Origin of the sequence: Novosphingobium sp. (assembly GCF_041915465.1) — a bacterium.
Taxonomy (GTDB): Bacteria; Pseudomonadota; Alphaproteobacteria; order Sphingomonadales; family Sphingomonadaceae; genus Novosphingobium.
The window spans coordinates 65,336-92,294 of sequence record NZ_JAYSBK010000002.1; the positions used below are offsets into that span (position 1 = coordinate 65,336).

Consider the following 26,959-nt stretch of genomic DNA (forward strand, 5'->3'; position numbering starts at 1 on the left):
CGCGGATCCCGGCGGTCGGCGGCGGGGTGGCTAGGTGGCAATGCCTAAGCCTGCGCAACCAGAAACTTGACCGCGCTCCATATGCTGGCGTTCGAACTCGCCTGTCCGGTTCCAGCCCGCCAAGCAAGACTTTGCAAAGACAAGGAAATCTGATGAACGAAGCCAAGGTTCTGGTGGTTGACGATTCGGCCGCGATGCGCGCGCTGTTCGCCGATGTGCTGGAGCAGACCCGCAACATCCAGGTTGTCGGTACCGCCGCGAACGCTGCCGAAGCGCGCGAACAGATCCCGCTGCTGCGTCCCAACGTGGTGACGCTGGACGTCGAAATGCCGGGGATGAGCGGGATCGAGTTTCTCGAGGAAATCATGACCACCAACCCGCTGCCGGTGGTGATGCTTTCCAGCCTTACCCAGAGCGGTACCGAGACTTCGCTAAAAGCCTATGAACTGGGCGCGGTGGAATGTTTCCCCAAACCGCTCAAGGCCACGCCCGAACAGTTCAACAAGACCGTCGGCAAGCTCGGCAAGATCGTGCTTGCGGCGGCCAACAGCAACGTCAGGCACCGCCGGGCCCCGGTCGTTACCGCGACCGATGAAAAGCCCTTCACGTGGAACGGCCACTTTGCCGCCTTCGCCGCCTCGATGGGCGGCTTCGATGCGCTTGCCACGCTGCTTGCCGGCTATCCCGAAAAGTGTCCGCCGACGGTGATCACGCTCAATGCCGAACCGGCGCTGGTGCAAACCTTCATCGCCAAGCTCGATGGGGAATTGCGCTGCTCGGTCCGTGCGGCCAAGGATGGCGCGCAGCTTACGCCGGGCCATGTTTACATCGCGTCCGATCCAGCCAAGCACGCGGTCTTCGAACCTGGCAGTCCGCCCAAGCTGCGACTGGTCGAGCGCGATCTGGTCGATGGCGCGCGGCCTTCCGCCACCCTATTGTTCGGCACGATCGCCCGCTCAGGGGTCCCTGCCGTTGGGGCAGTGCTAACCGGCATGGGCGAGGACGGTGCCAAGGGCCTCAAGCTGATGCGCGATGCCGGCTGCCACACCTTTGCCCAGGACCGCGCCAGTGCGACCGTGGCCGAAGCCCCCGCCGCCGCGATCGCGGCTGGCGCGGTCCAGCACGAACTTGCGCTCGAAGCCCTGGCCGAAGCCGCGCTGTCAGCCTGCAACCAGAGCTGAACCGCTTTTCTCCCCCCTGCCTTGTGGGGTCGGTGGCTTGCCATCGGCCCCTTTTTCTTGGTCTGCGCGGGACTTGCACGACACGGCACGCCTCGCCATCGTCCCGTCCCAACGTCACTCCGGATCGAGTCCGGGGCAAGGGCGGTGTGCGCGTCGGTCCACCCGCTGCCAGTTCCAACCAACGCAAAGGGCCCGGCGGTCAGGGGAACCGCCGGGCCGTGCCTGGAAGGGACAGGCAATTTCAGTGCGTCACGCCTTAGCGCAGCAGCGAGAGGACGTTCTGCTGGCTCTGGTTGGCCTGGGCGATCATCGCGGTCGAAGCCTGCGAGAGGATCTGGGCCTTGGCCATCGCGGTCGTTTCCGACGAATAGTCGGCGTCTTCGATACGCGAACGCGCGTCCGACAGGTTGGTGACGTTGTTGGTCAGGTTATTGACCGCCGACTCAAGGCGGTTCTGACCTGCACCAAGACCGGCGCGGCTCGCGTTGACGTCGGCAAGGGCCAGATCGACGTTGTCGATCGTGGTGCTGGCCGCGGTGGCCGAAGTCACGTCAAGCGCGGTGGCCGAGATGTTCGTGCCGTCGATCGCGCTCGAGGTCAGCGTCACGGTATCGCCGTTTTCAGCGCCGACCTGGATGTCAAAAGTCTTGTCGGTGCCGGCAGTCGTCGAAAACAGGGCGTTGCCGTTGAACTTGGTGTTGCCGAGCACGTCGCCGATCTGCTGGGTCAGCGCGGTCACTTCCGACTGCATATAGGTGCGGTCCGAGGTCTGGTAGGTGCCCGACGAGGACTGGACGGCCAGCTCGCGCACGCGCTGCAGCATGTTGCTGACTTCCGACAGCGCGCCTTCGGCGGTCTGCGCCAGGCTGATGCCGTCGTTGGCGTTGCGGATGCCCTGGCTCATGCCGCGCACCTGCGAGGTCATGGTCGTGGAGATGGCGAGGCCCGCGGCATCGTCCTTGGCACCGTTGATGCGCTTGCCGGTCGACAGGCGTTCCATTGCGGTGCCCAGCATCTTGCTGGCCGAGTTCGAGGCGTTCGCGGCCTTGATCGCGCTGATGTTGGTGTTGATAACAGCCATGAAAAAATACTCCCGTGGATAGTCCCGAGTTGCTTGCCGTGTCGGACCATCCGCCGCGGCTTGCAGGGTCTAGAGCGGCAGTTTCCCGCGGAGTTTAAGGGTAGGCGGCAAAACGGTGCCGCCCGACGGCACGATTTTGCCTAAGGGTTTGCGCGAGGCCTTAAATTTCCGAACCCTTTGACGTTCTGCGCACAAATATCCCCACGAGACATGGTTAATCAGGGGACCACGCAATGACGATTCTGGGCTACAGCGAAGGAGTCGCAAGAAATAACGCGCCGTTGGTGCAACGTGCTTCGGCCATCGTTGGAACCACGTTCGCAGGGGCTGCGCCGCAAGTGCGCGGAGCAGGCGAGCCGATCGCACCGGGACCCGGCCCCTGCGTTAACCTGGAGCGCGGATCTGTAAACGAACTGCGGCGCGGCGATGTGCGCGGCCGCTTTACCCTGAGCTACACCGACCCCACCAGCGACGCCGCGCTGGGCGCTCTGGTTGCCGCCCTGGCGCAGCCGGGCATGCCGGTTGCCGCCGATCCCGAAAGCCTCTCGGTCCTGGCCCTGGCGGAGCGCCTTGCGGCAAGCGAAATCCCCGTCCTGATCAACGGTCCGACCGGCACCGGCAAGGAAGTGCTGAGCCGCTTCATCCACGCCGGCAGCCCGCGCAAGGATGGCCCGTTCGTCGCGATCAACTGTGCCGCGATGCCCGAGGCGATGCTCGAGGCCCTGCTGTTCGGTCACCAGAAGGGCGCCTTTACCGGTGCGACCCAGGCCAGCGAAGGCTTCTTCCGCGCGGCCGACGGCGGCACGCTGCTGCTCGACGAGATCGCGGAAATGCCGCTGGGCCTTCAGGCCAAGCTGCTGCGCGCGCTGCAGGAAGGCGAAGTGGTGCCGATCGGCTCGACCCAGCCGGTCAAGGTCGACGTGCGGGTAATCGCTTGCGCCAACCGCGATCTACCGACCGAAGTTGCCGAAGGCCGCTTCCGCGCCGACCTCTACTACCGCCTCAACGTCTTCCCGCTTTCGCTCAGCCCGCTGCGCGAACGCGTTGAGGACGTGGCCCCCCTCGCCTTCTCCATGCTGCTGCGCCACTCTGCGCCGGGCAAGGCCCTGCCCTGGATTTCGGATGCGGCGCTGACCATGCTCAAGCTGCACAGCTGGCCGGGCAACGTGCGCGAACTGGAAAACGTGATGCGCCGCGCGCTGCTGCTGGCCGATGGCAAGCCGGAAATCCTGCCCGCGCATATCGTGTTCGATCAGCCGGCCCGGCTGGTTGCCACCGAAACGCCAGCGTTCGAAGAGCCCGCCCAGCAAAAGCTTTCGAACATTGTCCAGCTGTCCGAAGCCCGCGCGATCATCGAAACCTTGAACGCCTGTGGCGGCAGCCGGGTGGCCGCCGCGCGCCAACTCGGCATTTCCGAGCGCACCCTGCGCTATCGCCTTGCCGCTTTCCGCGACGCCGGTATCCCGGTTGATCGCACCGCTGTCGCCGGAGCCCGGCGATGAGCGGCGTCGGCGGGATTGGCGGCCCTGGGGGCGGCGGCTCGCTCCAGCAGATCATGGCGATGCGCCAGCAGATCCTCGATCGCTCGCAGCTGCTCCAGCAGGTCCACACCGCCTCGACCGGCGCGCCGGATGCCCCGGTCGCGCCCAACGGGCCGGGCGAGGGCTTTACCGGGGCACTCAAATCCGCGCTCGATGGCGTCTCGGCCGCCCAGAGCCGCGCCGAGGGCCTGTCGGCCGCCTACGAACGCGGCGAGGTCACCGATGTCGCCCAGGTCATGCTGGCGCGCCAGGAAGCCGGTGTTGCCTTCGAAGCGACCATGCAGGTGCGCAATCGCCTGCTCTCGGCCTACCAGGACATCATGCGGATGGGGGTTTGATAAATGGCTGAGCTTGTTCCCGCCGCCGAAGGGCCGCCGCCCGTTCCGCTGGCTGCCAGTAATGCAATGACCGGAAACCCGCTCGAACGCCTGAGAGGACTTGCGGACCAGCCGGCCGTCAAGCGCGCCCTGCCCTGGTTCCTGGGGGTCGGCGGCCTTGGCGCACTGGCGCTGACCTGGTCGGTGCTGTCCCCCGCGCCGCAGCGCACCTTGTATTCCGAGCTTGGCGATGCCGACCGCGCGAGCGTCGTCAGCTCGCTCGACAAGGCCGGGATTCCCTATCAGATCAACAATGAGACCGGCAGCCTCAGCGTCAACGAGGACGACCTCTACCGCGCCCGGATGCTGGTCGCCTCGGATGGCGCGCTGGCCTCTCCGGATACCTCAAGTTCACTTGAGACTTTGCCGCTGGGCGCCAGCCGTACGCTCGAAGGCGAGCGGCTCCGCGCCGCACGCGAGCAGGAGCTGCAGCGCACGATCCAGGAAATCGACGGGGTGGAATCCGTCAGGGTGCACCTTGCCCAGGCCAGCAAGTCGGTCTTCGTGCGCGACGATTCCCCGCCGACCGCCTCGGTCATGGTGCGCATGGCCGGTGGCCGCCAGCTGGGTGAGAACCAGGTCTCGGCCATCGTCAATCTCGTCGCCGGATCGGTGCCAGGCATGTCACCCGATGCGGTCAAGGTGGTCGACCAGCACGGCCGCCTGCTCTCCCAGAAGATCAGCGCAGACGGTGACCGGCTCGAACTGCAGGGGCGGATGGAAGACAAGCTGCGCGGACAGGTCGACGCCTTGCTCACCCCGATGCTCGGTGCCGGAAATTTCAGCAGCGAGATCCAGGTCGAACTCGACATGGACCAGGTCACCTCCGCGCGCGAAACCTATGACAAGGACGGCGTGATCCGCTCCGAAACGCAGCAGCAGTCGCAGACGACCGGCGCACCCCAGGCGATCGGTGTGCCAGGGGCGCAATCGAACACCCCGCCGCCGGCCACCACTGCCCAGCCTGGCCCGCCGCAGGGCACGCCCCCGGCAACCGGGGCTCCGGCGCCGGTCAACGGGGAATCGAGCGCGACCCGCAACTACGAGCTCAACCGCGAGGTGGCCGTCGCCAACTCTACACCCGGCAAGATCAAGCGGCTGTCGGTGGCGGTGGCGATCAGCCAGGCCGCAATGGCAAAGGCAAAGCCGCAGGAAATCGACCAGATCAAGCAGCTCGTCGCCGCCGCGACCGGCGCCGATCCGCAGCGAGGCGACCAGGTCACGGTGATCCTGCGGCCCTTCGATGCCACGGCCGACCAGAGCATGCCGTTTTATGAAACCACCTGGTTCGCGATGGCCCTGCGCAGCGGTGTGGCGCTGCTCGCGGTGCTGCTCGTGCTCCTCCTCGGCGTGCGCCCGTTGATCCGCGCACTGAAACGCGAGCCCGCTGCGGCAAGCGAAGCCGCGCTGATCGGCGAAGATGGCGAGCCAATCCCGACACCGGCCAATCCGTTAACCGGCGCGGTCGATGCAGCGTTGCTTGGGCGCCAGGTCAGCCTGGCCCAGCGCATCGTTGAAGAAAAGCCCGAGGATGCGCTGCACGCACTGCGCCAGATGCTCGCCAGCCCGGCAGAGGAGGCGGCGCAGTGACCGACCTGTCCACCACCCTGACGCTTGGCGATGCCGAGCGCGCCGCGGTTATGGTGATGCTGCTCGAAGAGGGGCAGGCCGCCGCGATCCTCGCTCAGCTTGGCCCCGAAGAACTTCAGCTGCTGGGCGAGAAAATGTGCTCACTGGGCGAGATCGGACCCGAACTGATCACCCAGGCCATTGCCGGCTTCGTCAAGAGCACCGACCGCCAGGGAATCACCGCCCGTGGCCGCACTCAGCACGTGCGATCGCTGATGAATCGCGCGGTCGGCGATGTGAAGGCGGAAAGCCTGATGCAGCGGATTCTGCCGCAGGGCGAAGAGACTGGCCCCGCGATCGAGCTTGCCCGCTGGCTTACGCCGACCGCGCTGATACCGCTGATCAAGGACGAACATCCCCAGGCTATTGCCGTGCTGCTGGTTCAGCTGCAGCCCGAAGTCGCGGCCGAAGTGCTCCATTCCTTGCCGGCCGATCAGCAGACCCAGGTGGTCCACCGCGTCGCAACGCTCGGGCCGATCTCGAGCGAGGCCATCGCCATGCTCGAGGAACTGCTCGACCGCCGGATTGGCGAGAGCCACGGCCGCGCGATGCTGCAGATGGGCGGTGCGCGCGAAGCGGCCGACATCATCAACAATGCCGGCAAGGCCGCGGAAAAGCGGATCATGCCGGAAATCGGCCGGATCGACAAAAACCTGGCCCGCCAGATCGAGGCGGAAATGTTCAAGTTCGAACACCTCTTCGTGCTCGATCCGCAGGCGATGGGTGCGCTCCTGCGCGAGGTCGAAAGCGATACGCTGATCAACGCGCTGAAGGGCATTACCGAAGAGCAGCGCAGCGTATTCTTCCGCGCGATGTCGAGCCGCGCCGCAGACGGCGTGCGCGATGAAATTGCCGGGCGCGGGCGGCTCAGGATGGCCGATGTGCTCGAAGCCCAAAAGGCCATCGTCGCCGCGGCCCGCCGCCTTGCCGCCGATGGCGTGATCCAGTTCGGCGTCGGGGGCGGAGACGACGAATATGTCTAGAGTGGCTCTGGCCGAGCTATCGCAACTGGCGCGCGGAACCGGCTTTCTGGACGATCCGCGCTTTGGGGGGGCGACTGCGGCGGCGATCCTGCCCACGCCAGGCGCACCGGAAGCGGAACCCGCCGACCCCATCGCCCTCGCCTGGGCCGATGGTCACGCGGCCGGGCGCGCCGAGGCATTGGCCGAGGCGGCAGCCCAGGCCGAGGCCGACGATGCCATGCGTGCGCGCATCGAGCTGTCGTTCGAACGGCTCGACGCAGAGCTGACCGAACAGTTGCGCCAACGTCTGCTCGCCACGGTCGAGGCGCTGTGCGAAGCGGCGGTCGCGCCGCTGGCGCTCGACAAGGCGGCGCTCGCGCTGCGCGTCGAACGCGCCGCCGCAATGCTGGCGCGTGCCGAGGACGAGCGGCTGCTGCGGCTGCACCCCGACGACATCAAGCTGGTCGGCAAATTACTCCCGCAAGACCTTGAAGTTCTGGCCGATCCGGCACTTGAACGCGGCGCGTTGCGGATCGAATCCCAGAGCGGCGGGGTCGAGGACGGCCCAGTCCACTGGCGCCGCGCGATTGCCGAGGCGCTGACCCAGTGTTGAGGCTGTTCGATCCGCTGCTGGATGAATTGGCAGGCGCGTACATCGATCTGTCGCCCGGCCGCTATGGCCTGCTGACCGCATGCGACGGCGGCCTGCTCGAAGTGTCGGGCCTCTCCGCGCCAGTCGGCGCATTGTGCAAGGTCGAACATGGCCGGGCCGCATCGCTGACTGCCGAAGTCATCGGCTTCCGCAACGGCCGCACGCTGATGATGCTGCTCGGCGATACGGTGATGCTGCGGCCCGGCGCGCGCGTGCGCGCGGAGGGACGGCCCGGGATGCTCCCGGTGGGCGAGGCATTCCTGGGCCGCGCGGTCGATGGCGAAGGGTTGCCGATCGACGGATTGGGGCCGCTCCATGCACACAATTCGTGGCCTGCGGGCGGCCTGCGCACTTCCGCGCTCGATCGCAGCCCGGTGCGCGAATGCTTCGATACCGGGGTGCGTGCGCTCAACGCGCTGACCACCTTTGGCATAGGCCAGCGGATCGGGATCATGGCCGGATCGGGGGTGGGCAAGTCGGTCCTGCTCGACATGATCGCGACCGGGGCCGAAGCCGAAATCGTGATCGTGGGCCTGATCGGCGAGCGCGCGCGCGAAGTATCCGACTTCGTCGAGCGCCACATGGCCGGGAGCCGCCGCGCACGCACCGCCGTGGTCGCCGTGCCGGCCGACCATGCGCCCAACCTGCGCCTGCGCGGCGCGATGCTGGCCACCTCGCTGGCCGAACATTTCCGCGCCCAGGGACGGCAGGTGCTGCTGATCATGGACAGCCTGACCCGCGTCGCCCACGCCGGGCGCGAAATCGCCCTACTGCTGGGCGAACCGGGAGCGGCGCGCGGCTATCCCCCCTCTGCCCTTGCTACGATCACCAAGCTGGTCGAACGCGCGGGCAACTCTGCGGCCAGCGGCGGCTCGATCACCGGGCTCTACACCGTGCTCGCGGACGGCGACAACCAGGACGATCCGGTGGTCGATACCGCCCGCTCGATCCTCGATGGCCACGTCGTGCTTAGCCGCGAGCTGGCCCAGCGCGGGCAATATCCCGCGATCGACATCGCCGCCTCGCTTAGCCGCGTGATGGCCGATATCGTCGAGCCAGGACACGCCGCTCTGGCCCGTGAATTTCGCGCTCTGACAGCCAGTTACGAGGCGAACCGCGATCTTGTTCTGATGGGCGCCTACCGCGCCGGTGCCGATCCGCAGCTGGATCGCGCCATCGCCATGCACGGCGCACTGACCGATTTCCTGTGCCAACCCGCCCGTTCGACCGTGACGCTGCCGGAATCGATCGCCGCCCTGATCGGCCTCCTCGGCAATGCGGCCTGAAGCTGCTCGGCTGAAACGGCTGCAGCGGCTCGAAAAGGTCCGCGCCATCGCCAAGCAAAGCGCCGCGCTCGAAGCCGCGCGGGCCGAGGGTACGCTTGCCCAGCTCGAGGCCCTGGCGGATCGAACCCGCCGCATGGCCGACGATTACCGGGGCCGCACCGCCATGCGCGACGGGCTGGAACTGCGCCAGCTCGGCACCTTTGTGGCCGGGCTCGATGGGATTTCGACTGCCACCGCCGGGGACGCCGCCACCGCGCGGCGCGTGGCCGACGTGCGCCAGCAGGAACTCGCCCAGGCCGAGCGCCGCCGCGCCGCCGTGGAAGACCGCGCCAAGGTGGAGGAACGCGCCCTCATCCAGCGCAAAGCACCGCAGGCGCTGGGGGCAAAAAGGCAAGTTGGCACGGCTCTTGAATAGTTAACGGTGAACCCGTTCGCGAAGGAACCTGCCGATGATCCAAGTTTCCGCCCTGACTGCCTCCCCTGCCACCGTCTCCGCAACCGAGACCGTGCAGGGTCAGCCGGGGGATGGCGCGGAAACGGCGGATTTCAGCGCAATTCTTGCAAGTGAAACCACGCCCTCGACGCCGACGATGGGCAGTCCCGTCGCGATCGCCATGGTGCCTGAGCCGATGGAGGCCCAATTGCAGGACCTTGCCGTTTTGCCGGAAGGCGGCAAGATCTTGCCGGAGGGCTTGCCGCAGCCCTTGCCGGGCAAGGCGCAGGTCGCCCTGCTGCGCCGCGCCGCCAACCTGCCCAGGCAGGCAGCAGCCATTCGGCCCGAAGCGCGGCCCGCCAAGCCCGAAGACAGCGAAACAGATGCGCCGGCGAATCTTTCTCCGGAACCCCTGCTCAATATCATCAATGCCCTGCCGCCGCTTTCCGCTCAGGCCGCTGCCGCAGCTCCGACCGAGGCGCCAAGCACGGCAAGCGCGGCACCCAAGGGCATAGCTACTCCAGCGATGCCTTTGCCCGCGGCCCTTGCCGCACAGCCCAAAGCCGAAGCTCAGGCTGAGCCGCAGGGCCAGCCGCAACTTCCGGTGCTTGAACTGGATCGCACCGCACCGCCCGCACTGGCCGCCTCGCTCGCCGCGCTCGAACCGTCCGCCGCTCCTGCGCTGCCGGGCGGGGTGACCGCGCGGCTGAAGCTTAACCCGGTGGCCACGGCAACGAACGAAGCCGCGGCATCGCCTGGCACCGACACCACCACGCTGCTGGGCGCGCCACTGGCGAATGCTTCTCACCCCGCTGCTCCGGGCAGTGTGCCACTTGCTGCCGCGCCGCTGGCCCAGCCCGCCAGTCGTCCGCATGATTTCACCGCGCTGGTCGATAGTCTGGTGGCCGCGCGCGAGGCAGCCCAGCCGCACACGGTTTCGGTCGCGCTGGCCACGGCGGAATTCGGCGCAGTCCACGTGCGTTTCAATCAGGACGACAATGGCCTCAGCGTCACCATGGCGAGCGCCAACCCCGATTTCGCGCGCGCCGCCAGCGCCGCGATGCCGCCGCCAGCGTCGGCCACCTCGGCCGACGCCAGCGGCCAGCAGAGCGGCGGTTCGCAGCCCCGCCAGCAGGGTCAGGCGGCCGCCAGCGGAGGCGGCTCCTCACAGGGCGGAGGCGCTTCCACTTCGCAACACCAGGATCGCTCCGCAACGCGCGAAAATCCTTCGCCGCGCGCATCCACTGCCGCGCACCGCTCCGCAACCAGCGGCATTTTTGCCTGATTTTGAATTAGACCGAGGGGGTTTCCCGAATGAGTGACAAGAAGGACAAGGTAGCCAAGCCCAAGAAGGGCAAGGGTATGCTGGTCAAAGCCGTTGGCGGCGTCGCGCTGATCGCGGCGGGCGGCGGCGGCACTTTCGCGCTGGTCCAGTCCGGCATGATCGGTGGCGGCAAGGAGCAAGCCAAGAAGGAAGACAACACGCCCAAGCTGGTGCGCAAGGGCGAAGAAGATCCCTATGCCCCCAAGGCCGAAGGCAAGGAAGGCGAAGGCCCGGCCGAAGTCGATGGCGAAGGCGGTAGCGAGTACAAGACCAGCTATTACAACTTCACCGAGGACTTCACCTCGAACCTCAAGAATTCGAGCGCGCTGGTGCAGATCAGCCTGGCCTGCTCCACCCGCCGCGACGGCCGCGTGCTGATGTGGCTCAAGAAGCACGAACTGGCGATCCGCAGCGAGATCCTGGTCGTGCTGGCCGATACGCCCGAGGAAGACGCCTTCACACCCGAAGGCAAGCAGCGCCTGCAAAAGCGCCTGACCGCCGCGATCAACAAGGTCCTGACCAACACCGAGGGCTTTGGCGGCGTCGACGAAGTCTACTTCAAGAGCTTCCTGGTCCAGTGAAACCCCAGCGCGAATTCATTGCCGAACGCTCGGCGGCGCAGCACTGCGCCGAGCTGCTGCGTCAGGGGCCCGATCCGGCGGAATTGCTGCCGATGCTGACCCGCGTCGGTGAGCAGCTGGCCAAGCTGCTTGGCCCGGCGCTGGCCGGCCTGCTGGGCGGTGATGCACCGCGCGTCACCGCGATTGCCCCGCAGGAAATGGCCATGTCGAGCCTGCTTGGCCTGTTCGACGAGATCGCGGCCAACAGTCTGCTCGCCGCCGGTAGCCACGATATTCCGCTGCTGGTCTCGCTCGATGGCTATGCCGTGCTGCGCATGGTCGACCGCGCATTCGGCGGCAAAGGCGAGGCACCGGTGCTGCTTCCCGAAGACTTTCCAATGTCCGCCCAGTTGCTGATCCAGCGGCTTGAAGCACTGGTTGCCGCGCAGATCGCCCGCGCGCTGGGCAGCCCGGATCCGGCTGCAGTGCGACCGATCCGGCGCGAGGCCAAGCTGGCCGAGCTGGCCGCCTTCGATCCTGCTACGCCGCTGTTCGTGCTCAAGGCCGAAGTCGCGGAAAGCGGCCGCGCGCCGTGGCGCGTGACTGTGGCGGTTTCGCAGGAGCACCTTGCCGACCTGCTCGGCCACGAAGGCCGCCCCGCCCTCCCCCGCTCTGCCGGCAGCCGCAATGCCGATCCTGCGGCTGCACCCTTTGCTGACTTGCCCTTGTTGCTCAGCGCGCTGCTGGTCGACATGACCGTGCCGCTCTCGGCCATTTCGACGCTTGAACCCGGCACCGTCCTGCCCGTCGCCGTCGCGCGCGCCGTGCCGGTGCGCGTGGGCGACACCGTGATCGCCCACGGCACTGTCGGCACCCAGGATGACCGCGTCGCCATCAAACTTACCCAGATTGCCTGAAGGAAACCCACCCCCATGACACTCCACACCCGCGGCTTCGATCTGCTCAAGGAAGTCGACGTGCGCCTTTCGGTCGAACTCGGCCGTACCGACATGAAGCTCAAGGACGTGCTTGCCCTCGGCGAGGAAAGCGTCGTGATGCTCGACCGGCTGACCGACGAGCTGCTCGACGTGATGGTCAACGGCAAGCTGATCGCGCGCGGCGAGATCGTCGCCCAGGGTAACCGCTTTGGCCTGCGCATTGTCGAACTGGCCGGACAGGCCGGTGCGGCCAGCGACGGGGCGACAAGCTGATGATCTGGTATGTCCTGAAGCTATTGGTCCTGCTGCCGCTGATCGGCGCTCTTGCCTGGGCCAGCCTGAAGTTCGCGCAGAAGATGCAGGCGAAACTGGGCGGTCCGGTGGACGGCACCAAACGCGTGCGGATCGTTGAAACGACGATGCTCTCCCCCAGCCTGAAGCTGGCGGTGATCGAGTTCCGGGGCCGCGAAATTCTCGTATCGGCCTCGCGCAATGGCCTGACCCGTCTGGCCGAGGCACCCGCCGAAGGGGACCAGGCATGAAGCGCCTTTCCGCCCTGATCGCAGCACTGGCCGCGCTGACGCTGCCGGTTGCCGCGCAGGCCCAGACCGCGATCCCCGGCGCGCTCGACCGTGCCTTTGGCGCCACCGGCGGCACCGGCGGACAGGGCATGACCCTGTCGCTCCAACTGCTCGTCATCATGGGCCTGCTGACGATCCTGCCGGGCCTGATCCTGATGATGACCAGCTTCACCCGGATCCTGGTCGTGCTCTCGATCCTGCGCCAGGCAATGGGGCTGCAACAGTCCCCGCCCAACCAGGTGCTGATCGGACTGTCGCTGTTCCTTTCGCTGTTCGTCATGGCCCCCACGCTCGACCGCGTAAATGCCAATGCCATTGCGCCTTATTCGGCCGGAGCGATCAATGCCGAACAGGCGATCGCCGCAGGGGGCCGCGAATTCCACGCCTTCATGATCCACCAGACCCGCGAGCGCGACCTGGCGATGTTTGCCGATATGGCCAAGGCCGGCAAATTCGCGCGGGCCGAAGACGTGCCCTTTTCGATCCTGCTGCCCGCCTTCGTCACCAGCGAACTCAAGACCGCGTTCCAGATCGGCTTCATGCTCTATCTGCCGTTTCTTGTGATCGACCTCGTGGTTGCCTCGGTGCTGATGAGCCTGGGGATGATGATGATGAGCCCGACCATCGTTTCGCTGCCCTTCAAGCTGCTGCTGTTCGTGCTGGTCGATGGCTGGGCGCTGCTGATGGGCAGCCTTGCGGCCAGTTTCGGGTGACGCGCGATGGATGATACCGCTTCCCTCCTCGCCCTCGCCGACCGGATGCTGTGGGTGACCGCGCTGGTCGCGGCCCCGGTGCTGCTCGCCAGCCTGGCCGTCGGCCTTGTCGTCGGGATCGTGCAGGCCGCGACCTCGGTCAACGAACAGACGCTGACCTTCGTGCCCAAGCTGGCCGTGATAGCGCTGGTGCTGGTCGTGTTCGGGGCCTCGATGCTGGGGCTGGTTAGCGATTTTACCGAGGAAATCTTCGCCCAGATCGCAGGCATCACCCGATGATGCAGCTCGATTTCGGGTTCGGTGCGGTCGAAGGCGAGCTGTGGCGGCTGGTTTTCGTGATGACGCGGATCGGCGCGGCGCTGCTTGCTGCCCCGTTCTTTGGCGCAGGCGCCGTGCCGATGCAGCTGCGCGTCGCGATGAGTGCCGCGATTTCCGTACTGGTCTGCGGCTGGATCCCGGTGCAGATGCCGCCCGCGCTGTTCACGCTCGCCGGAGTCATGGCGATTGGCGGCGAAGTGGTGGTGGGCCTTGCGCTGGGCTTCGTGCTGCAGCTCTCGTTCGCCGCGCCGATCATCGCGGCCGAGCAGATCGGCGGGGCAATGGGCATGTCGATGGCCTCCACGGCTGACCCGATCAGCGGCGCGCACTCGCCCGCGCTGGGGCAATATTTCACCGTGCTGCTGACCGTGGTCTACCTAGGCCTTGGCGCGCATCTTACCTGGCTGCGGCTGGTGGTGGACAGCTATACCGCGCTGCCTCCCGGCAAGGCCTGGCTGACCCCGGACCAGATCGAGCTTATCCTTGGGTTTGCCTCGCAGATGTTTGTTGCCGCCATCGCCATCGCCCTGCCGGTCACGCTGGTGCTGCTGCTGGTGCAATTCGCCAGCGGCGTGCTGAGCCGTTCGGCGCCCGCGCTCAACCTCTTTGCGCTGGGCCTGCCGGCCGGGGTGCTGGCCGGGATCGCCGCGCTGATCGTCGCCGCCCCGCTCGCTGCCGAACAGATGGCAGACCTCAGCGCCGAAGCCGTCGGCAATGTCGCGCAGGTAATTGGCGAATGAGCGAGGAAAAGACATTTGCGCCATCCGAAAAGCGCAAGCGCGATGCCGCCCTGAAGGGCGATGTCCTGCGTTCGCGCGAGCTGGCGACGGCGGTGGCCGTGCTGGTCGGCGCGGCGTGGCTGAAATTCGCGGGGCCGTGGCTGCTGGGCGCACTGGCCGATGGCGCACGCGCCGGGCTGACCTGGGATCGCTCCGCACTGGAAGACTTCACCCCCGGCCGCGCCGCCGCGATGCTGGCCTGGGCCGTTCTGCCCCCGGTGTTCATTCTGGCGGGCAGCGTGATGCTGGCCGTAACCGCATCGCAGATCGGCGCCGCCGATGGGCGCTGGGTGGGCGCGAACCTGCTGCCGAAGGGGTCGCGGATCAATCCGTTGTCGGGCCTCAAGCGCATGTTCGGGCCGACCGGCTGGATCGAAGTCGGCAAGGGTCTGGCCAAGGTGCTGCTGCTGGGCGCGATCGCTTATGCCTGGGGGCGCAACCACCTTGCGGATCTGCTCGGCCTGGGCCGGGGCGCCTCGCTTTATGGGCAGCTCGCCCTTGCCTGGAATGGGCTGATCAGCCTGCTTTTCGCCTTGTCGGCCGGGCTGGTGGTGATCGCCCTGCTTGACTTCCCGATCCAGTTCATCCGCCGCTGGCTGCGCCTGCGCATGAGCCTTCAGGAAGTGCGCGACGAGCACAAGGACAGCGAAGGCTCGCCCGAAAAGAAGGGCGCGATCCGCTCGCGCCAGCGCCAGCTGGCCAGCGGCGCGGTGGCCAAGGCCATGCGCGAGGCGCAGTTCGTACTGACCAACCCGACCCACTTCTCGGTCGCGATGGCTTACGATCCGGCCAAGGCCAATGCCCCGATCGTGCTCGCCAAAGGGCGCGGGGAAAAGGCGCTGGCGATGCGCGAACTGGCCGCCGAACTGGGCGTTCCGACGCTGGAATATCCGGCCCTCGCCCGCTCGGTCTATTTCACCACGCGCGAAAACCAGGTGATCCGCGAAGAGCTCTACGCCGCCGTCGCCTCGGTCCTGGCCTTTGTGTTTTCGCTGAAACGCGGGGAATGCGTGCGCGCCCCGGCGATCGAGGTTCCGGTCACGCTGCGTTTCGACGCCGAAGGTCGGCTCGACCCTCGGGCAAACGCTTAATTCGCGCGCGGCCCTGCCGTTCTCATAGCCATGACGACAACATCGGTCACCAGCACGATCGTATCGACCCTTGGCGGGGGCAGCGGCATCGACATGACCGCCCTGGCCACCGGACTTGCCACCGCGCAGTTCGCCGCCAGAATTGACCGCAACACGACCCAGAAGGACACGGTCGAGCGCCAGATTTCGGCCGCCGCCGACCTTAAGAACCAGATCCTTACGCTGGCATCGTCGGTCGGTGACCGGGTCCGCTCGGGCGACGTGTCAACCCAGCCGATCATCGCCAATGGCGCGGTCGCAACCGTCAGCCGCGGCGCGGCCAGCGGGAGCGGAACCTACAGCCTCGAAGTCATCGGCCTTGCCGCCAGCCAGACCCTGTCGAGCCCGGCTTATCAGCCAGGCAACCTCTCCACCGGGTCGGGCACCCTGACCTTGCGGTTCGGGACCATCTCGGGCGGGCAGCTTGTCCCTGACACCACCCACCCGGCGGTCGACATCGCGATCCCCAGCGGTTCGCAGCTGGCCGATGTGGCAGCCGCGATCAACGCCGCAAACGCCGGAGTCAGTGCCTATATCGCCACCGGCACCGACGGCGTGCACCTGATGCTCAAGGGCCAGGACGGTGCCCCCAACGCCTTTTCGCTCGAAGCGACTGAAGCCGCCGGCGATCCTGGCCTGGCCAGCCTCGCCTGGGATCCGACCGGTGATCCGCTGCGCTTGAAGTCGGCCGCCGCCAGCGCGATCTACAAGCTGGACGGCCTGGAAATGACCAGTGCCTCCAACACCATCAGCGATATCGTGCCGGGCCTTAGCCTGAAGCTGACCGGAACCAACGAGAACGCGCCGACCAAGATCAGCTTCAGCGATCCGTCGAGCGCGGCGACCACTTTCATGCAGGACCTGACCTCGGCGCTCAACGAGCTGGTTTCCTCGCTTTCCAAGGCAATCGATCCCAAAACGGGCGACCTGGCCCGCGACAGCGGCGCGCGGGCGCTGCGCCGTTCGCTGACCCAGCTGGCGGGTTCGATCGTTATGCCTTCCGCCGCGACAGGAGCCCCAAGCACGCTGGCCGACCTTGGCCTGGCCACCAACCGCGACGGCACCTTCCGCCTCGATACCACCCGGCTCGCCGCCACGCTCAAGTCGTCTCCTTCGGGCGTGGCGGCGATGTTCACGACCGGACTCTATGGCGTCTACGCGACCCTCGACAAGCTCAGTCGCAGCGTCACCGCGGCGAGCGATCCGGGATCCCTGACCGGTTCGGTAACCCGTTACACGGCGCTGCAGGCCAAGCTGGGCAGCGAAGCGACCAAGCTTGCCGACGATCAGGAAAAGTTGCGCGCCCAATTGGTCACGCGGTTTGCCGGAGTCGACAGCCGGGTCGGCGCCTCAAAGTCGACGCTCAGCTTTCTCCAGAACCAGATCGCCGCCTGGAACGCGACGAAGAACTAGGCCGCACAGATGCAGATGCTCCGCACCCCCCAGGAAGCCTATCGCCGGATCGACTTCGACGCGCGCGTTGCCGGCGCGGACCCGCGGCAGCTCGTCGCCCTATGCTTCGAACAACTGACCACGGCGCTGGGCAGTGCCCTGTTCGCGGCCGCGAATGGTGACAAACGGCTCAAGAGCGCTTCGCTTGCCCGCGCACTGTCGGCGCTAACCGCCCTGCAACTCGGCGTCAGCGACGACCAGCCGATCGGTCCGGCGCTGATGCAACTGTATGATTCCGCCCGCCGTGCCGTGCTCGACAGCGTGCTCGATTTCGACGCCCAGACCATTTCATCGATCCGTCAGGACTTTTCCGAAATCGGAACAGCGATACTCAATTGAGTTCGTTGAAAAATCATAATTTTAAATATTGATCGAAACAGGTTTTCGGAAGGAATCTAATTCTTTCAACGATCTATCTAATATCGAAATTACGTATTTATACTTATTCTGCCAGCACCCTGCGCTCATCGAAATTTGTATCGAATTTGGAGGAATAGAATCACGATAATGGATCCAGTTAGGGCTTATCCCCTAAGCAGATGTCAGTAAGGTTAAATCCATGAACACGCCCATTAACCTGATTCTCGTCGATAGTGACTTCCGCCGCCGTGCCGCAATTTCGCACTTTCTGTCCGGAACGGGCATCCATGTCGAACCGTTTGAAGATCTCGACGAGCTGGTGATGCGCTGGCCGCGCGATGGCGTAATTCTGGTTCATGACCATGAAAACGTGGTCACTCGAATCATCGAACGGATGACCGAGGCCGGACACTGGCTGCCGATCGTCACCTATTCCGAAGCCCCCTGCACCAACCGCGTCGTTCAGGCAGTGCTCGCCGGTGCGATCGACTATCTCAACTGGCCGTTCAGCGAAACCGAGGTCAAGCAGGCGCTGGTCGTGGCGGAAGAAAGCCTTGATACAATGAGCAGCGTGCGCCTGCGCGAAGCCATGGCACGCAGCCGGGTCCAGAAGCTTACCAAGCGGGAACGCGAAGTGTTGGTCGGTGTTGCGGATGGCCTTTCCAACCGCATGATCGGTGAACGACTTGCGATCAGTCCGCGCACGGTGGAAATCCACCGCGCCAACATGCTCAACAAGATGGGGGCCAACCATACCTCCGAGGCGATCCGCATTGCGATCGAGGCCTCGCTGGTCAACTGATCGCGCCTTTTCAGGCCGTCTTTCGGATCAGAGTTCTTACCTGGATTTCAGCCTGTGCCGTCCTGATCACGACCGGTCAGGATCGATATGGCGGAGCGTATGTTCAGTTGAGCCGCAGCGACGGACTGAACATCCCAGACACATAGACCCCATCGATATCGTGCACCTGACCTGCCAGGCAGCTTGCCAGTGCTCCGACCAGGGCGAGAGCGGCGGATTCGCCGCCCGAACTGGCCTCTTCCGCCAGTCCTTCGACCGCAACGGTCGCGATATGCCTGCCCTGCGGTCCGTGTGAAAGCATGTAACAGCAGCGCCCTTCGACGAGGGCCAGTGCCGCAGCGTTGGCGCCTCCGGCGGCGGTCAGGAGATCAATCGTGGCCAGGCTTGGTCCGCCCGCAAAGTGACCACGCCATCCCAGCGGCGCCTGCTCCAGCAAAGCATGGGCGGCGCGCAGCAGCACGGCCTCCTGTTCGCGCTTAGCACAGCCGCAGTCTATGGCCAGTTCAGCCAGTTCGTCCTGCCACGCCTGCAGCTGTTCAAGGAACTTTTGTGTCATTGTTGGTATCGGTTTCCCCGGTCCTTGTCTCCGCCTGTGGTAGTGCCGAGTCAATTGCCCTGCGGTGAACGCTGCATCAAATCGGCACAAACGCCCTCAGGCAGGAACGAACCGCCCCTCGAACACCACGCCGGCGATCCCGATCTGGGCCAGCTTGCCAGCGCCAAGGGCATAGGGATCAGCATCAAGCACGGCAAAATCGGCACGCTTTCCCGGTGCGATTGACCCGACCAGCGCATCCATTCCAATCACCTGCGCTGCCTCGATCGTGATGGCCCGAAGCGCCTTGTCGAGCGAAAGGCGCTCATTCGCGCCGAGTTGATGCCCTTCCAGCGTAATGCGGTTGGCCGCGATCCAGGCAAGATAAAGCGGGTCGACTGGCGCCATGTTGAAATCGCTGTGCAGGCCAAGCGGAACTCCCAGGCGCTCAAGCGAGCCAAACCGGTCGATCAGTTCAGCCCGGCCTGGCCCCAGACCCTCGCGCGAATAAACGTCGCCCAGCACCCGCAGGTAATTGGGCTGGCCCGAGACCATCAGGCCCATGCGGGCAATTCGGCGGTTTTGTGCTTCGGTCGAGTAGCCGAGGTGCTCGAGCGTGACCGTCTGCCCCGTGCGCGGCGGCAGGGTGGCGAGGCCGTCCAGCACCACATCAAGCCCCTCGTCGCCGTTGACATGGATGTGGAACGAAAAGCCCGCCGCCCAAAAGCGCTTGAACTGGGCATTCAGTTTATCGGGCTCGGTCAGCCACTTGCCCTCGTGCCCGTCGATATAGCCTGGCGCGTTCATGCGCATGTTGAGCGCGAAGAAGGCACCATCGGCAAGGAACTTTACCCGGCGATCAACCCGCACATTGGGGCTGCGCCAGGTCGATGCGGCATTGCGGTACCAGGCATCGAGATCGTCCGTATGGTCCAGTTCGCTTGCCAGCGGCATCAGCATTGCGCGGGATGTCGCGTCCGCCCGCTCAAACGCGGCGCGGATCATCCCGGCCTCGGCCTGGTAACCGGCGAAGATCCCGGTCGCCATGTCCGATATGGTTGTCACACCGCTGCGCCGCATGATCTGCTGCAGTTGGCCAAGGCCGTCCATCACCTTTTCTGGCGCCATGATCGCCGGGCGCAACCTGGAAAGGGCCACATTGCCAGCCGTTTCACTAAGCAGCCCGCGTGCATAGTCGCCATGAGCCGGGTCGGCATGAACCGCCGCCAACGCTGCTGCAAAGTCCTGCTCCGAGTGAATCCCCCATGCCTCTAGCATCGCGCTCGACACGATCAGTTCGTGGAAGCTGCGCTGCCACACCACCACGCGGCGTCCGGGTGCCAGCTTGTCGAGTTCGGCCCGGTCGATCCGGCCATGAAACAGCTCGTGATAGCCCCAGGTGATGAATGGGTCCGCCGCGGAAGCCGCCAGCGCTGCTACAAGGCTGGCGCGATAGGCCGCGGGTGTCAGCACGCCCGGTGCGTCGCCCCCCGGCAGCTTCCAGGCATCGGGAGCGATGAATTTCGTGCCCAGCAGCACTGCGCCCATGATCGGATGCAGGTGAGGATCGATAAAGCCCGGAAACAGGACCTTTCCGGCAAGGCGGTTGTCATGCACCACCTTGCGGCCGCGCACCCATGGCTCGAGTTCGGCCAGGGTGTCTGCAAGCGCGATGATCGTTCCTGCCGATACCGCGACAAACCGGCAATGCGGGCGCGCGGGCTCCATCGTCGTGAAGCGGCCTTCGAATATCGTGAGTTCCTGCCAGGTATCCGCCGCCAGCGACTGCCCGGGGGCAAACGGAATGGCGCCGCATAAGGCAAGCACCGTCCGCCGATCGAGATCAAGCTTCACTGGACGCCGCTCCCGCCCTGGCTCCGCAATGAAAATGGGCTCCGGGTTTGCACCCGGAGCCCAAGGTTAAAGCATCCCCTCCCAGGTTTGCTTAGAACTTGACGCCCGCGGTGATGCCATAACGGCGCGGTTCGAGCGTGAAGACGTTGGTGTAGTTACCTGAGGACTGGTCGGTGACATAGAGACCGGTGATCGAGTTCTTGTCGAACAGGTTCTGCACCCAGGCGCGGGCGAACCACTTCTTGTCCGGACCATCGAGCTGGAGCTGAGCGTTCACCTGGGTGAAGCTCGGCACCTCGTTGACGGTACCGCCAAAGATGTTGCCCACCGACTTGCCGGTGTAGATGAAGTCCGCACGCGGGGTCAGGGTCAGGTCACCAATCGCAGCAGCGTACTGCACGCCGGCCGAGAACTTGTAGTCCGGCGCGCCAGGCAGCTTGTTGCCCTTGATGTTGGTGGGAATACCCGACGAGTAGACCTGGACGCCGCCGAAGCTACCACCAGCCGAGCTGGCAAGCGCATCGAGCACGCCGCAGACGCTGAACGCGCCGGTCGAGGCGATGCCGCCGTCAGCCGGGAACGCGGTCGTCGGCTGGAGGCCAGCGCCAGCCGCCAGACCCGGGATCGCACCCGCGTTGATCAGGCTGTTGACGTAGTTGACATAGCCGTTGACGCCGGTCTTGCTGCCCGAGGTCGAAGCGACCGCGCAGTTCGCACCGTTGGTGATGTCCTTGATGATCACGGCATCGCTGCGGCCAGCACCGAAGTCACGCGGGTTCGCCAGGAACTTGTCCTCAGACACTTCAGTGTGCAGGTAGCTGCCGCTGAGGTTGATCGTGAGTTCCGGGGTCGGACGCAGGATCGCTTCTGCTTCGATACCGTAGATCTTGGCGCTCACGTTATCGTTGACCGAGGTACGGGCGACGATGCGCGAAAGCTGCAGATCCTTGTAGTCGTAGTAGAAGCCGGTGAGGTTCAGGGTCACCTTGCCGTTGGCGAAGGTATTCTTCGAACCGATTTCGAAGGCGTTGACGAATTCCGGCTTGAACCCTTCCGGAACCGAGAACACCGGCGACAGCGGCGGGTTGATACCGCCCGACTTGTAGCCGCGCGAGTACGACGCATAGAGCAGGTTGTCCGGGGTGACGTTCCAGTCGATCACGGCGCGACCGGTCCATTCGCCGTAGCTGACCTTGCGCACCTGGAACAGCTGATTGCCGGCAATGCCCGCATCGGCGTCATAGGCGACGATGAACGGCGAGCTGTACGCGTCGGTCGAACCATAAGGAACCAGGAAGCTGGCGAGCGTGGTGCGCGCCGAAAGCTCTTTTTCGTCATGGTTGTAACGCAGGCCCAGGGTCAGCTTCACGCTGTCGCTGAACTTGTAGTAGGCTTCACCGAACAGACCGTAGGTCGTAACCCGCATATCGGCCGAGTAGTTGCGATAGGTCGGCGTACCGAGATAGCTCGGCGGCAGGCTGGCGCCATACGACTTGAACGAGCCGAACACGCCGGTGAAATAGTCGATCCCGAACGAGTCAATGTAGTAGCTGTTCTCGGTCATGTGGACCTTGCCGTAGATCCCACCGAGCAGGAAGTTGAAGGGACCATCCCACTTGGAGGAGAGGATCGCTTCAGCCGTCCAGTTGCTGTGGTTCTGGTTCGAACGGTCAAAGTCCTGCGGGGTCGGCGAACAGATCGCATGACCGCCGAACGCACCCGTGCCGGTTTCTTCGGGCAGCGAAGTGCACAGGTTACCGGAGGGACCATTCGGAATCAGCGCCGCGGCAAGCGGAGCGAAGTACGGCTGCAGGCCGGCACCGAGCAGACCCGAGGCGGCAGCCTGGAGGGTGTTGAGCGCGGTGACATATCCGGCCCGGCTCTGGACCGAGTTGTTGTAGTCCTGGCTCGAGTCGATATCGACCTTCTGGTAGTTGCCGCTGACCTTAAGGCTAAGCCCGCTGCCCAGTTCCTGCTCGATCGAGCCCTGCAGCACCAGTTCCTGCGTGTAGTAGGACGGCGTGAAGTCGGTGTTGACCGTGCGCATATCGGCAGGGTTGACGACCGAGGCATAGACGTCGGGACCGTAGATGCTGCCAAGCGCGAACGCGGTCGGAACACCCTGGGTGGCGAAGAATTCCTTCGAGGTCAGCACACCGACGAAGGTGGTGTTGGCGTTGGTGGTGCTGAAATCGCGGCGGGCGTTAAGGCAGCCGAGGATGCCGGTCGGGTCGCGCTGGCACATCTGCTTCTGGATGCGCATGCGGCTATCGCGTTCATGGAAATACTGAGCCATGAAGTCGATCGTGGTGCCGCTCGACGGTTCGATGCGGATCGAGCCGCGCAGACCGTACATGTCGCGATCGTCGATCCTCGAATTGTCGAAGAGGTTCTTGGTATAGCCATCGCGGTTCAGGTAGAACCCGGCCAGGCGCACCGCCGCAATATCGGCGATCGGGGCATTGACCATGCCCTTGACCTTCACGCCGTTGTAATTGCCGTATTCGACTTCGGCGCTGGCGGCGAGGCCAGAGAGGCTGGGACGCGCGGTGCGGAAGTTGACCACGCCCGAGGTGGCGTTGCGGCCGAACAGGGTGCCCTGCGGACCACGCAGAACTTCGATCTGACCCATGTCATAGAATTCGCCTTCGAACAGGCGAGTACCGAACTGCGGCGCATCGTTGATGTGGATCGCGGTCGCGCTGTCGCAGGTCACGCCGACGCAAAGGTCGCCAATGCCGCGGATGGTGAAGCTGGCGCTGGTGAAGTTCGTCTTGGTGAAGGTCACGTTCGGCAGCGTGAGCTGAAGGTCCGACGTGTTCTTGATCTGCTGCTTTTCGAGCGCTTCGGTGCTGAAGGCGCTAACCGCGATCGGCACGTCCTGCAGCTTTTCACCGGTACGCTGCGCGTTAACGATGATGACATCGGAATCGTTGGTTTCGTCTGCGTTCTGCGCATAGGCAGGAACAGCGAATGCACTGGCACATACGGTTGCCAGCAGGGTCAATTTACCCCTCATCAGCCCTCTCTCCTTGTTTTGCTCACCCCTTTTTCGGGACGTTGCAGATGGGAATAGAACATCATGTCGAGCGATTGACAACCGCTTTTAATCGATCTGTTAGAACTCTTGGATTCCGTAGCGAAAGTGCCACACTGTCGATCGTTAAAAGCGCCTGCTCGCGCCAGAATCGCCCCTCAAGGTTGCTCGATGGCCACACCTTTTCAGTAAACACGGTATGTTTTTCGGATGGCCGATCCGGCCAAGGCGCGAAAACTTCCGCTGCGGTCCGCAAGGCGGCCCGGCAAACCGGTTGCGCGAGCCGGCGGGCATGTGCCAAAGGCGCGCAATTCCTAGACAGTCTTTCACAGGGATTCGCGGGCGATGACGGGCCAGGCAATTACGGGCGCAGTTTCGGGCAATTCGGTTGCGGGCACGCTGGCCGGCAAACTGGTGGTGCTGGTCGGTGGCAGCGGCTTTGTCGGCACCCACCTGGCGCAGGAACTGCTGGCGCGCGGCGCGCGGCTGCGGGTTGCATGCCGCAATCCCAAGCGCGCCTTCCGGATCAAGCCGCTGGGCAACCTTGGCGAAGTCCAGTTCGCCAGCCTCGACGTGACCCGTCCCGAAACGCTTGAACGCGCATTGGCTGGCGCTGATGCCGTGGTCAATCTGGTCGGCGCCTTCGCTGGCGATCTTGATGCCGTGATGGGTCGGGGCGCGGGCAATGTTGCCACCGCAGCCAAGGCCGCCGGCACTGCCGCGCTGGTCCATGTTTCCGCAATTGGCGCCAATGCTGAAGGCGACACCGCCTATGCCCGCGCTAAGGCCGCCGGCGAAGCAGCCGTGCTGGCCGCTTTCCCCGCGGCCACGGTGCTGCGCCCCTCGGTGCTGTTCTCTTCCGACGACAAGTTCGTGAATCTGTTCGCCGGGCTGATCGCCACCCTGCCGGTGATCCCGGTCTTCGCGCCCGAAGCCAGGTTCCAGCCACTGTTCGTCGACGATCTGGCCGCCGGCATCGCCAATGCGCTGGAAAATCCGGCGGCATACGGCGGCAAGACCTATGAACTGGGCGGGCCGGAAGCGATTTCGGTGCTGGAACTCAATCAGCGCATTGCCGCGGCGCAAGGTCGCAAGCCGGTGTTCGCCCCGCTGCCCGACGCCCTCTCGGGCATGATCGCGGGCCTGACCGGCTGGCTGCCGGGCGCGCCGCTGACCAGCCAGCAGTGGAAGCTGCTCAAGGCCGGCAATGTCGCCTCGGGCACCCTGCCGGGCATTGCCGATCTGGGCGTTAGCGCGCGTCCGCTGGGCCTGTTCCTCGATCGCTGGATGGTCCGCTACCGCAAGCATGGCCGCTTCGGCACCAAGGCCGCGGCCTGACGCTTCAGGCGTTTACATCGGCATAATGGCTGGGCGGCTGGATCACTTCCATCCGCTCTGCCAGCAGCGGGCGGAAACTGGGCCGGCTCTTGAACACGGCATACCAGTCTCGCGCCTGGTCGTGTCCGGTCCAGTCAAGCCCGCCAAGATAATCGGCCACCGAGATCTGTGCAGCCGCCGCGAGGTCGGCCAAGCTCATCGTTGCACCCGCCAGCCACGGACGGTGGTCGATCAGGTGGTCGATATAATAGAGATGTTCGTGTGCCAGCTTCATCGCCTCGCGCAGCACGCGTGAATCCGGCGACTGGCGATAGACCAGCCGCTTCTTCATCCGTTCGTGCAGCAGCGGCGCGGTGACGTCGCCATAGAAATTCTCATCGAACAGCGCCACCAGCCGGCGGATTTCCGCCCGGCCCGCCGCGGTGCCGTTGATCATCGGGTTCTTGTCGACCGTTTCCTCGAAGTATTCGCAGATCGCCCGGCTATCGACGAGGGTCAAGCCCTTGGCCGGATCGTGCAGCACCGGCGTGCGCCCGGCGGGATTGAGCGCATAGAACTCGTCACGCCCTTCCCACGGGTTCTCGCGCCACAGCTCATAGGCCACACCCTTTTCGCTGAGGAGAAGGCGAACCTTGCGGCTGAACGGACAAAGGGGGAATTGGTACAATTGCCACATGAAAGCCGCTCATGCCCAAGCCTGCGCGGCGCGTCCACCCGCGCTGCGACGGGTGCGCAGCGATTTCAGGTGGAAAACTTCAAACGAGGCGGACTTCGGCGGTGCGACCCAGCGCCTGGCCCAGCCGGGCGAGCCGCCGCTGCGCTCCGCCGTCGACCAGACCCGCCAGCGAAGTCTCAAGCTCGAGCACCAGGCCGTCCGCTCCGTCGAGCCGCAACGGAACCGCCCCCAGTTCGGCACCGGCCGCTCCGCCCAGCCGCTGCGACAGGCGCAGCGCAAAGCCCCAGGCGGCGGCGCGCTCAAGCCGTTCGGACGGGGCCAGCCGCGCCAGCAAGGCAGGCGGTGCGGCGGGGTCGCCTCCAAGGCCGATGTGCAGCGCCATCGCCATGACCGCGCGGTCGGCATGGCTGATCCCGATCCAGCTGCCGTGCAGCGCCATGTCTTCGCCATCGATCGCCCGAAAATCCGGGCTGGAGGCCCAGCCCGTCCCCGCGATCAGGCAGACGGCATGGCGCAGCCGGCGATCGCCAGCGGGCTCGTTTGGGAACAGCGGGTCGGTCCAGCCCAGCAGGGCCTCGGCATGGCCTGGGACCTGTTCTTGCCCGGCAACGGCATGCCGCACCCCTTCGATCAGGGGATCAAGCTCGCGCACGCGCGGATCGAGACCTTCGAACAGAAGCCCTTCTCGCAGGCCGAAGGCCGAGATGACCACTTGCGAGGGGGCGATTTCGGCCACCAAGGCCGCAAGCAGCGCCGCGGCATCGTCGAGCTGGACGGCGCGCGTCGGCTTCACGCCCGGGATCGTCACCAGCTGCGCCAGGCCCAGCGTGCGAACCTGCTGCTTTAACTGGCGCGCATCGCTGGCAGCGAAAGCATAGTCGCCAAGCACAGGCAGCGGCCAGGTGGCCAGGTGCATGTGAACCCGCGCGAGCGCACGCCACGCGCCACCGACCAGGTACAGCGGCGCGCCGCTAACCTGCGCGAGCCAGCCGTGCGAGGCCAGCGCCTTGCGCAGTTCCTTGCGCAGCCAGCCGCGTCCGCGTGCACGAACGCCAGCCACGCGCATTGCTCCGAAGGGGAGCGAGACCCGTTCATGCACCTCGCCGTTGGCAATCCGGGCCAGTTCCAGACTGCCGCCGCCAAGGTCCGCGACCAACCCCTGTGCGCCGGGATGGGCGGACAATACGCCGAAGGCCGCCGCCACAGCCTCCGCATCGCCTTCGAGCAATTGCGCCGGCAGTCCCAGCGCCTTGACCGCTTCGAGGAACTCTGCCCCGTCCGCCGCATCGCGCGCAGCCGCCGTCGCCGCCACCCTCAGGTCGACCGGCTCCATCAGCCGCAGCAGCGCGGCAAAGCGCGACAGCCCCTTCAGTGCAACTTCGCGGGCTTCGGGATCGAGCGCGGCACCCGGCGTAAGGCC

General features: G+C 65.5%; 27 protein-coding genes. 21 read left to right on the forward strand and 6 right to left on the reverse strand.

Features of this window, described 5'->3' with window-relative positions; translation table 11 throughout:
* The first annotated feature begins 152 nt into the window (after nucleotides 1–152).
* Nucleotides 153–1,181 (forward strand): chemotaxis protein CheB, encoded by a 1,029-nt coding sequence (locus ACE3SN_RS00965; RefSeq protein WP_374526865.1) that lies wholly within the window; start codon nucleotides 153–155, stop codon nucleotides 1,179–1,181.
* Nucleotides 1,182–1,437: 256 nt separating this feature from the next.
* Here the strand turns inward: ACE3SN_RS00965 and ACE3SN_RS00970 are convergent, their stop codons facing one another.
* On the reverse strand, nucleotides 1,438–2,262 hold the full coding sequence (locus tag ACE3SN_RS00970; protein ID WP_374526866.1) for a flagellin: 825 nt from the start codon (nucleotides 2,260–2,262) through the stop codon (nucleotides 1,438–1,440).
* 233 nt (nucleotides 2,263–2,495) lie between these two features.
* On the opposite strand from ACE3SN_RS00970, the gene ACE3SN_RS00975 reads away from it, so the two are divergent.
* The 19 genes from ACE3SN_RS00975 to ACE3SN_RS01065 all read left to right on the forward strand — a co-directional run bounded on the left by ACE3SN_RS00975 (nucleotide 2,496) and on the right by ACE3SN_RS01065 (nucleotide 18,099).
* Nucleotides 2,496–3,764, forward strand: a complete 1,269-nt coding sequence (locus tag ACE3SN_RS00975; RefSeq protein ID WP_374526867.1) for a sigma-54 interaction domain-containing protein — start codon at nucleotides 2,496–2,498, stop codon at nucleotides 3,762–3,764.
* Nucleotides 3,761–4,141 carry a flagellar hook-basal body complex protein FliE gene (gene fliE, locus ACE3SN_RS00980; RefSeq protein ID WP_374526868.1) on the forward strand — a complete coding sequence of 127 codons (381 nt, stop codon included), beginning with the start codon at nucleotides 3,761–3,763 and terminating at the stop codon, nucleotides 4,139–4,141. Before ACE3SN_RS00975 ends, fliE begins: the two co-directional genes overlap by 4 nt.
* Before the next feature lie 3 nt (nucleotides 4,142–4,144).
* Complete coding sequence (fliF, locus tag ACE3SN_RS00985) at nucleotides 4,145–5,770, forward strand: flagellar basal-body MS-ring/collar protein FliF (RefSeq protein WP_374526869.1); 1,626 nt, start codon at nucleotides 4,145–4,147, stop codon at nucleotides 5,768–5,770.
* Nucleotides 5,767–6,792, forward strand: coding sequence for a flagellar motor switch protein FliG (gene fliG, locus ACE3SN_RS00990; protein WP_374526870.1), 1,026 nt, complete (start codon nucleotides 5,767–5,769; stop codon nucleotides 6,790–6,792). Before fliF ends, fliG begins: the two co-directional genes overlap by 4 nt.
* Complete coding sequence (locus ACE3SN_RS00995; RefSeq protein ID WP_374526871.1) at nucleotides 6,785–7,384, forward strand: FliH/SctL family protein; 600 nt, start codon at nucleotides 6,785–6,787, stop codon at nucleotides 7,382–7,384. Before fliG ends, ACE3SN_RS00995 begins: the two co-directional genes overlap by 8 nt.
* Nucleotides 7,378–8,709, forward strand: coding sequence for a FliI/YscN family ATPase (locus tag ACE3SN_RS01000; RefSeq protein WP_374526872.1), 1,332 nt, complete (start codon nucleotides 7,378–7,380; stop codon nucleotides 8,707–8,709). Before ACE3SN_RS00995 ends, ACE3SN_RS01000 begins: the two co-directional genes overlap by 7 nt.
* The gene (locus ACE3SN_RS01005) at nucleotides 8,699–9,124 is read left to right on the forward strand and encodes a hypothetical protein (RefSeq protein ID WP_374526873.1); all 426 of its coding nucleotides are present in this window, start codon (nucleotides 8,699–8,701) and stop codon (nucleotides 9,122–9,124) included. The genes ACE3SN_RS01000 and ACE3SN_RS01005 overlap by 11 nt, the downstream gene beginning before the upstream one ends.
* A gap of 34 nt (nucleotides 9,125–9,158) precedes the next feature.
* Nucleotides 9,159–10,427, forward strand: coding sequence for a hypothetical protein (locus ACE3SN_RS01010; RefSeq protein WP_374526874.1), 1,269 nt, complete (start codon nucleotides 9,159–9,161; stop codon nucleotides 10,425–10,427).
* A gap of 29 nt (nucleotides 10,428–10,456) precedes the next feature.
* Nucleotides 10,457–11,047, forward strand: coding sequence for a flagellar basal body-associated protein FliL (gene fliL / locus ACE3SN_RS01015; RefSeq protein WP_374526875.1), 591 nt, complete (start codon nucleotides 10,457–10,459; stop codon nucleotides 11,045–11,047).
* On the forward strand, nucleotides 11,044–11,943 hold the full coding sequence (locus ACE3SN_RS01020) for a FliM/FliN family flagellar motor switch protein (RefSeq protein WP_374526876.1): 900 nt from the start codon (nucleotides 11,044–11,046) through the stop codon (nucleotides 11,941–11,943). The genes fliL and ACE3SN_RS01020 overlap by 4 nt, the downstream gene beginning before the upstream one ends.
* 15 nt (nucleotides 11,944–11,958) lie before the next feature.
* Nucleotides 11,959–12,237, forward strand: coding sequence for a flagellar motor switch protein FliN (gene fliN / locus ACE3SN_RS01025; protein ID WP_374526877.1), 279 nt, complete (start codon nucleotides 11,959–11,961; stop codon nucleotides 12,235–12,237).
* Nucleotides 12,237–12,506: a flagellar biogenesis protein gene (locus ACE3SN_RS01030; RefSeq protein WP_374526878.1), complete on the forward strand. Its 270-nt coding sequence runs from the start codon at nucleotides 12,237–12,239 to the stop codon at nucleotides 12,504–12,506. The genes fliN and ACE3SN_RS01030 overlap by 1 nt, the downstream gene beginning before the upstream one ends.
* Nucleotides 12,503–13,258, forward strand: coding sequence for a flagellar type III secretion system pore protein FliP (fliP, locus tag ACE3SN_RS01035; RefSeq protein WP_374526879.1), 756 nt, complete (start codon nucleotides 12,503–12,505; stop codon nucleotides 13,256–13,258). The genes ACE3SN_RS01030 and fliP overlap by 4 nt, the downstream gene beginning before the upstream one ends.
* Nucleotides 13,259–13,264: 6 nt before the next feature.
* The gene (gene fliQ / locus ACE3SN_RS01040; RefSeq protein WP_374526880.1) at nucleotides 13,265–13,537 is read left to right on the forward strand and encodes a flagellar biosynthesis protein FliQ; all 273 of its coding nucleotides are present in this window, start codon (nucleotides 13,265–13,267) and stop codon (nucleotides 13,535–13,537) included.
* Nucleotides 13,534–14,316, forward strand: coding sequence for a flagellar biosynthetic protein FliR (gene fliR / locus ACE3SN_RS01045; protein ID WP_374526881.1), 783 nt, complete (start codon nucleotides 13,534–13,536; stop codon nucleotides 14,314–14,316). The genes fliQ and fliR overlap by 4 nt, the downstream gene beginning before the upstream one ends.
* A complete protein-coding gene (locus tag ACE3SN_RS01050) occupies nucleotides 14,313–15,446 on the forward strand; it encodes a flagellar biosynthesis protein FlhB (protein ID WP_374526882.1) in 1,134 nt (377 codons plus the stop codon). Before fliR ends, ACE3SN_RS01050 begins: the two co-directional genes overlap by 4 nt.
* A 30-nt stretch (nucleotides 15,447–15,476) precedes the next feature.
* Nucleotides 15,477–16,898 carry a flagellar filament capping protein FliD gene (gene fliD / locus ACE3SN_RS01055; RefSeq protein WP_374526883.1) on the forward strand — a complete coding sequence of 474 codons (1,422 nt, stop codon included), beginning with the start codon at nucleotides 15,477–15,479 and terminating at the stop codon, nucleotides 16,896–16,898.
* A gap of 15 nt (nucleotides 16,899–16,913) precedes the next feature.
* Complete coding sequence (gene fliS / locus ACE3SN_RS01060) at nucleotides 16,914–17,276, forward strand: flagellar export chaperone FliS (RefSeq protein WP_374526884.1); 363 nt, start codon at nucleotides 16,914–16,916, stop codon at nucleotides 17,274–17,276.
* Nucleotides 17,277–17,496: 220 nt separating this feature from the next.
* Nucleotides 17,497–18,099, forward strand: a complete 603-nt coding sequence (locus ACE3SN_RS01065) for a response regulator transcription factor (RefSeq protein ID WP_374526885.1) — start codon at nucleotides 17,497–17,499, stop codon at nucleotides 18,097–18,099.
* A gap of 103 nt (nucleotides 18,100–18,202) precedes the next feature.
* Here the strand turns inward: ACE3SN_RS01065 and ACE3SN_RS01070 are convergent, their stop codons facing one another.
* From ACE3SN_RS01070 to ACE3SN_RS01080, 3 genes are all read right to left on the reverse strand, one after another.
* Entirely contained in the window at nucleotides 18,203–18,655 is a 453-nt protein-coding gene (locus ACE3SN_RS01070) for a hypothetical protein (RefSeq protein ID WP_374526886.1), read from the reverse strand.
* Nucleotides 18,656–18,751: 96 nt separating this feature from the next.
* Entirely contained in the window at nucleotides 18,752–20,488 is a 1,737-nt protein-coding gene (locus tag ACE3SN_RS01075; protein WP_374526887.1) for an amidohydrolase, read from the reverse strand.
* Nucleotides 20,489–20,579: 91 nt separating this feature from the next.
* Nucleotides 20,580–23,507, reverse strand: a complete 2,928-nt coding sequence (locus tag ACE3SN_RS01080; RefSeq protein ID WP_374526888.1) for a TonB-dependent receptor — start codon at nucleotides 23,505–23,507, stop codon at nucleotides 20,580–20,582.
* Nucleotides 23,508–23,870: 363 nt separating this feature from the next.
* Between ACE3SN_RS01080 and ACE3SN_RS01085 the strand changes: the two genes are divergently transcribed.
* Nucleotides 23,871–24,863 carry a complex I NDUFA9 subunit family protein gene (locus ACE3SN_RS01085; RefSeq protein WP_374526889.1) on the forward strand — a complete coding sequence of 331 codons (993 nt, stop codon included), beginning with the start codon at nucleotides 23,871–23,873 and terminating at the stop codon, nucleotides 24,861–24,863.
* A gap of 4 nt (nucleotides 24,864–24,867) precedes the next feature.
* On the opposite strand, the gene ACE3SN_RS01090 is transcribed toward ACE3SN_RS01085, so the two are convergent.
* The gene (locus ACE3SN_RS01090) at nucleotides 24,868–25,539 is read right to left on the reverse strand and encodes a glutathione S-transferase family protein (RefSeq protein WP_374526890.1); all 672 of its coding nucleotides are present in this window, start codon (nucleotides 25,537–25,539) and stop codon (nucleotides 24,868–24,870) included.
* 79 nt (nucleotides 25,540–25,618) lie between these two features.
* Nucleotides 25,619–26,959: Ppx/GppA family phosphatase (locus tag ACE3SN_RS01095; protein ID WP_374526891.1), on the reverse strand; the 1,341-nt coding region annotated here is incomplete at its 5' end.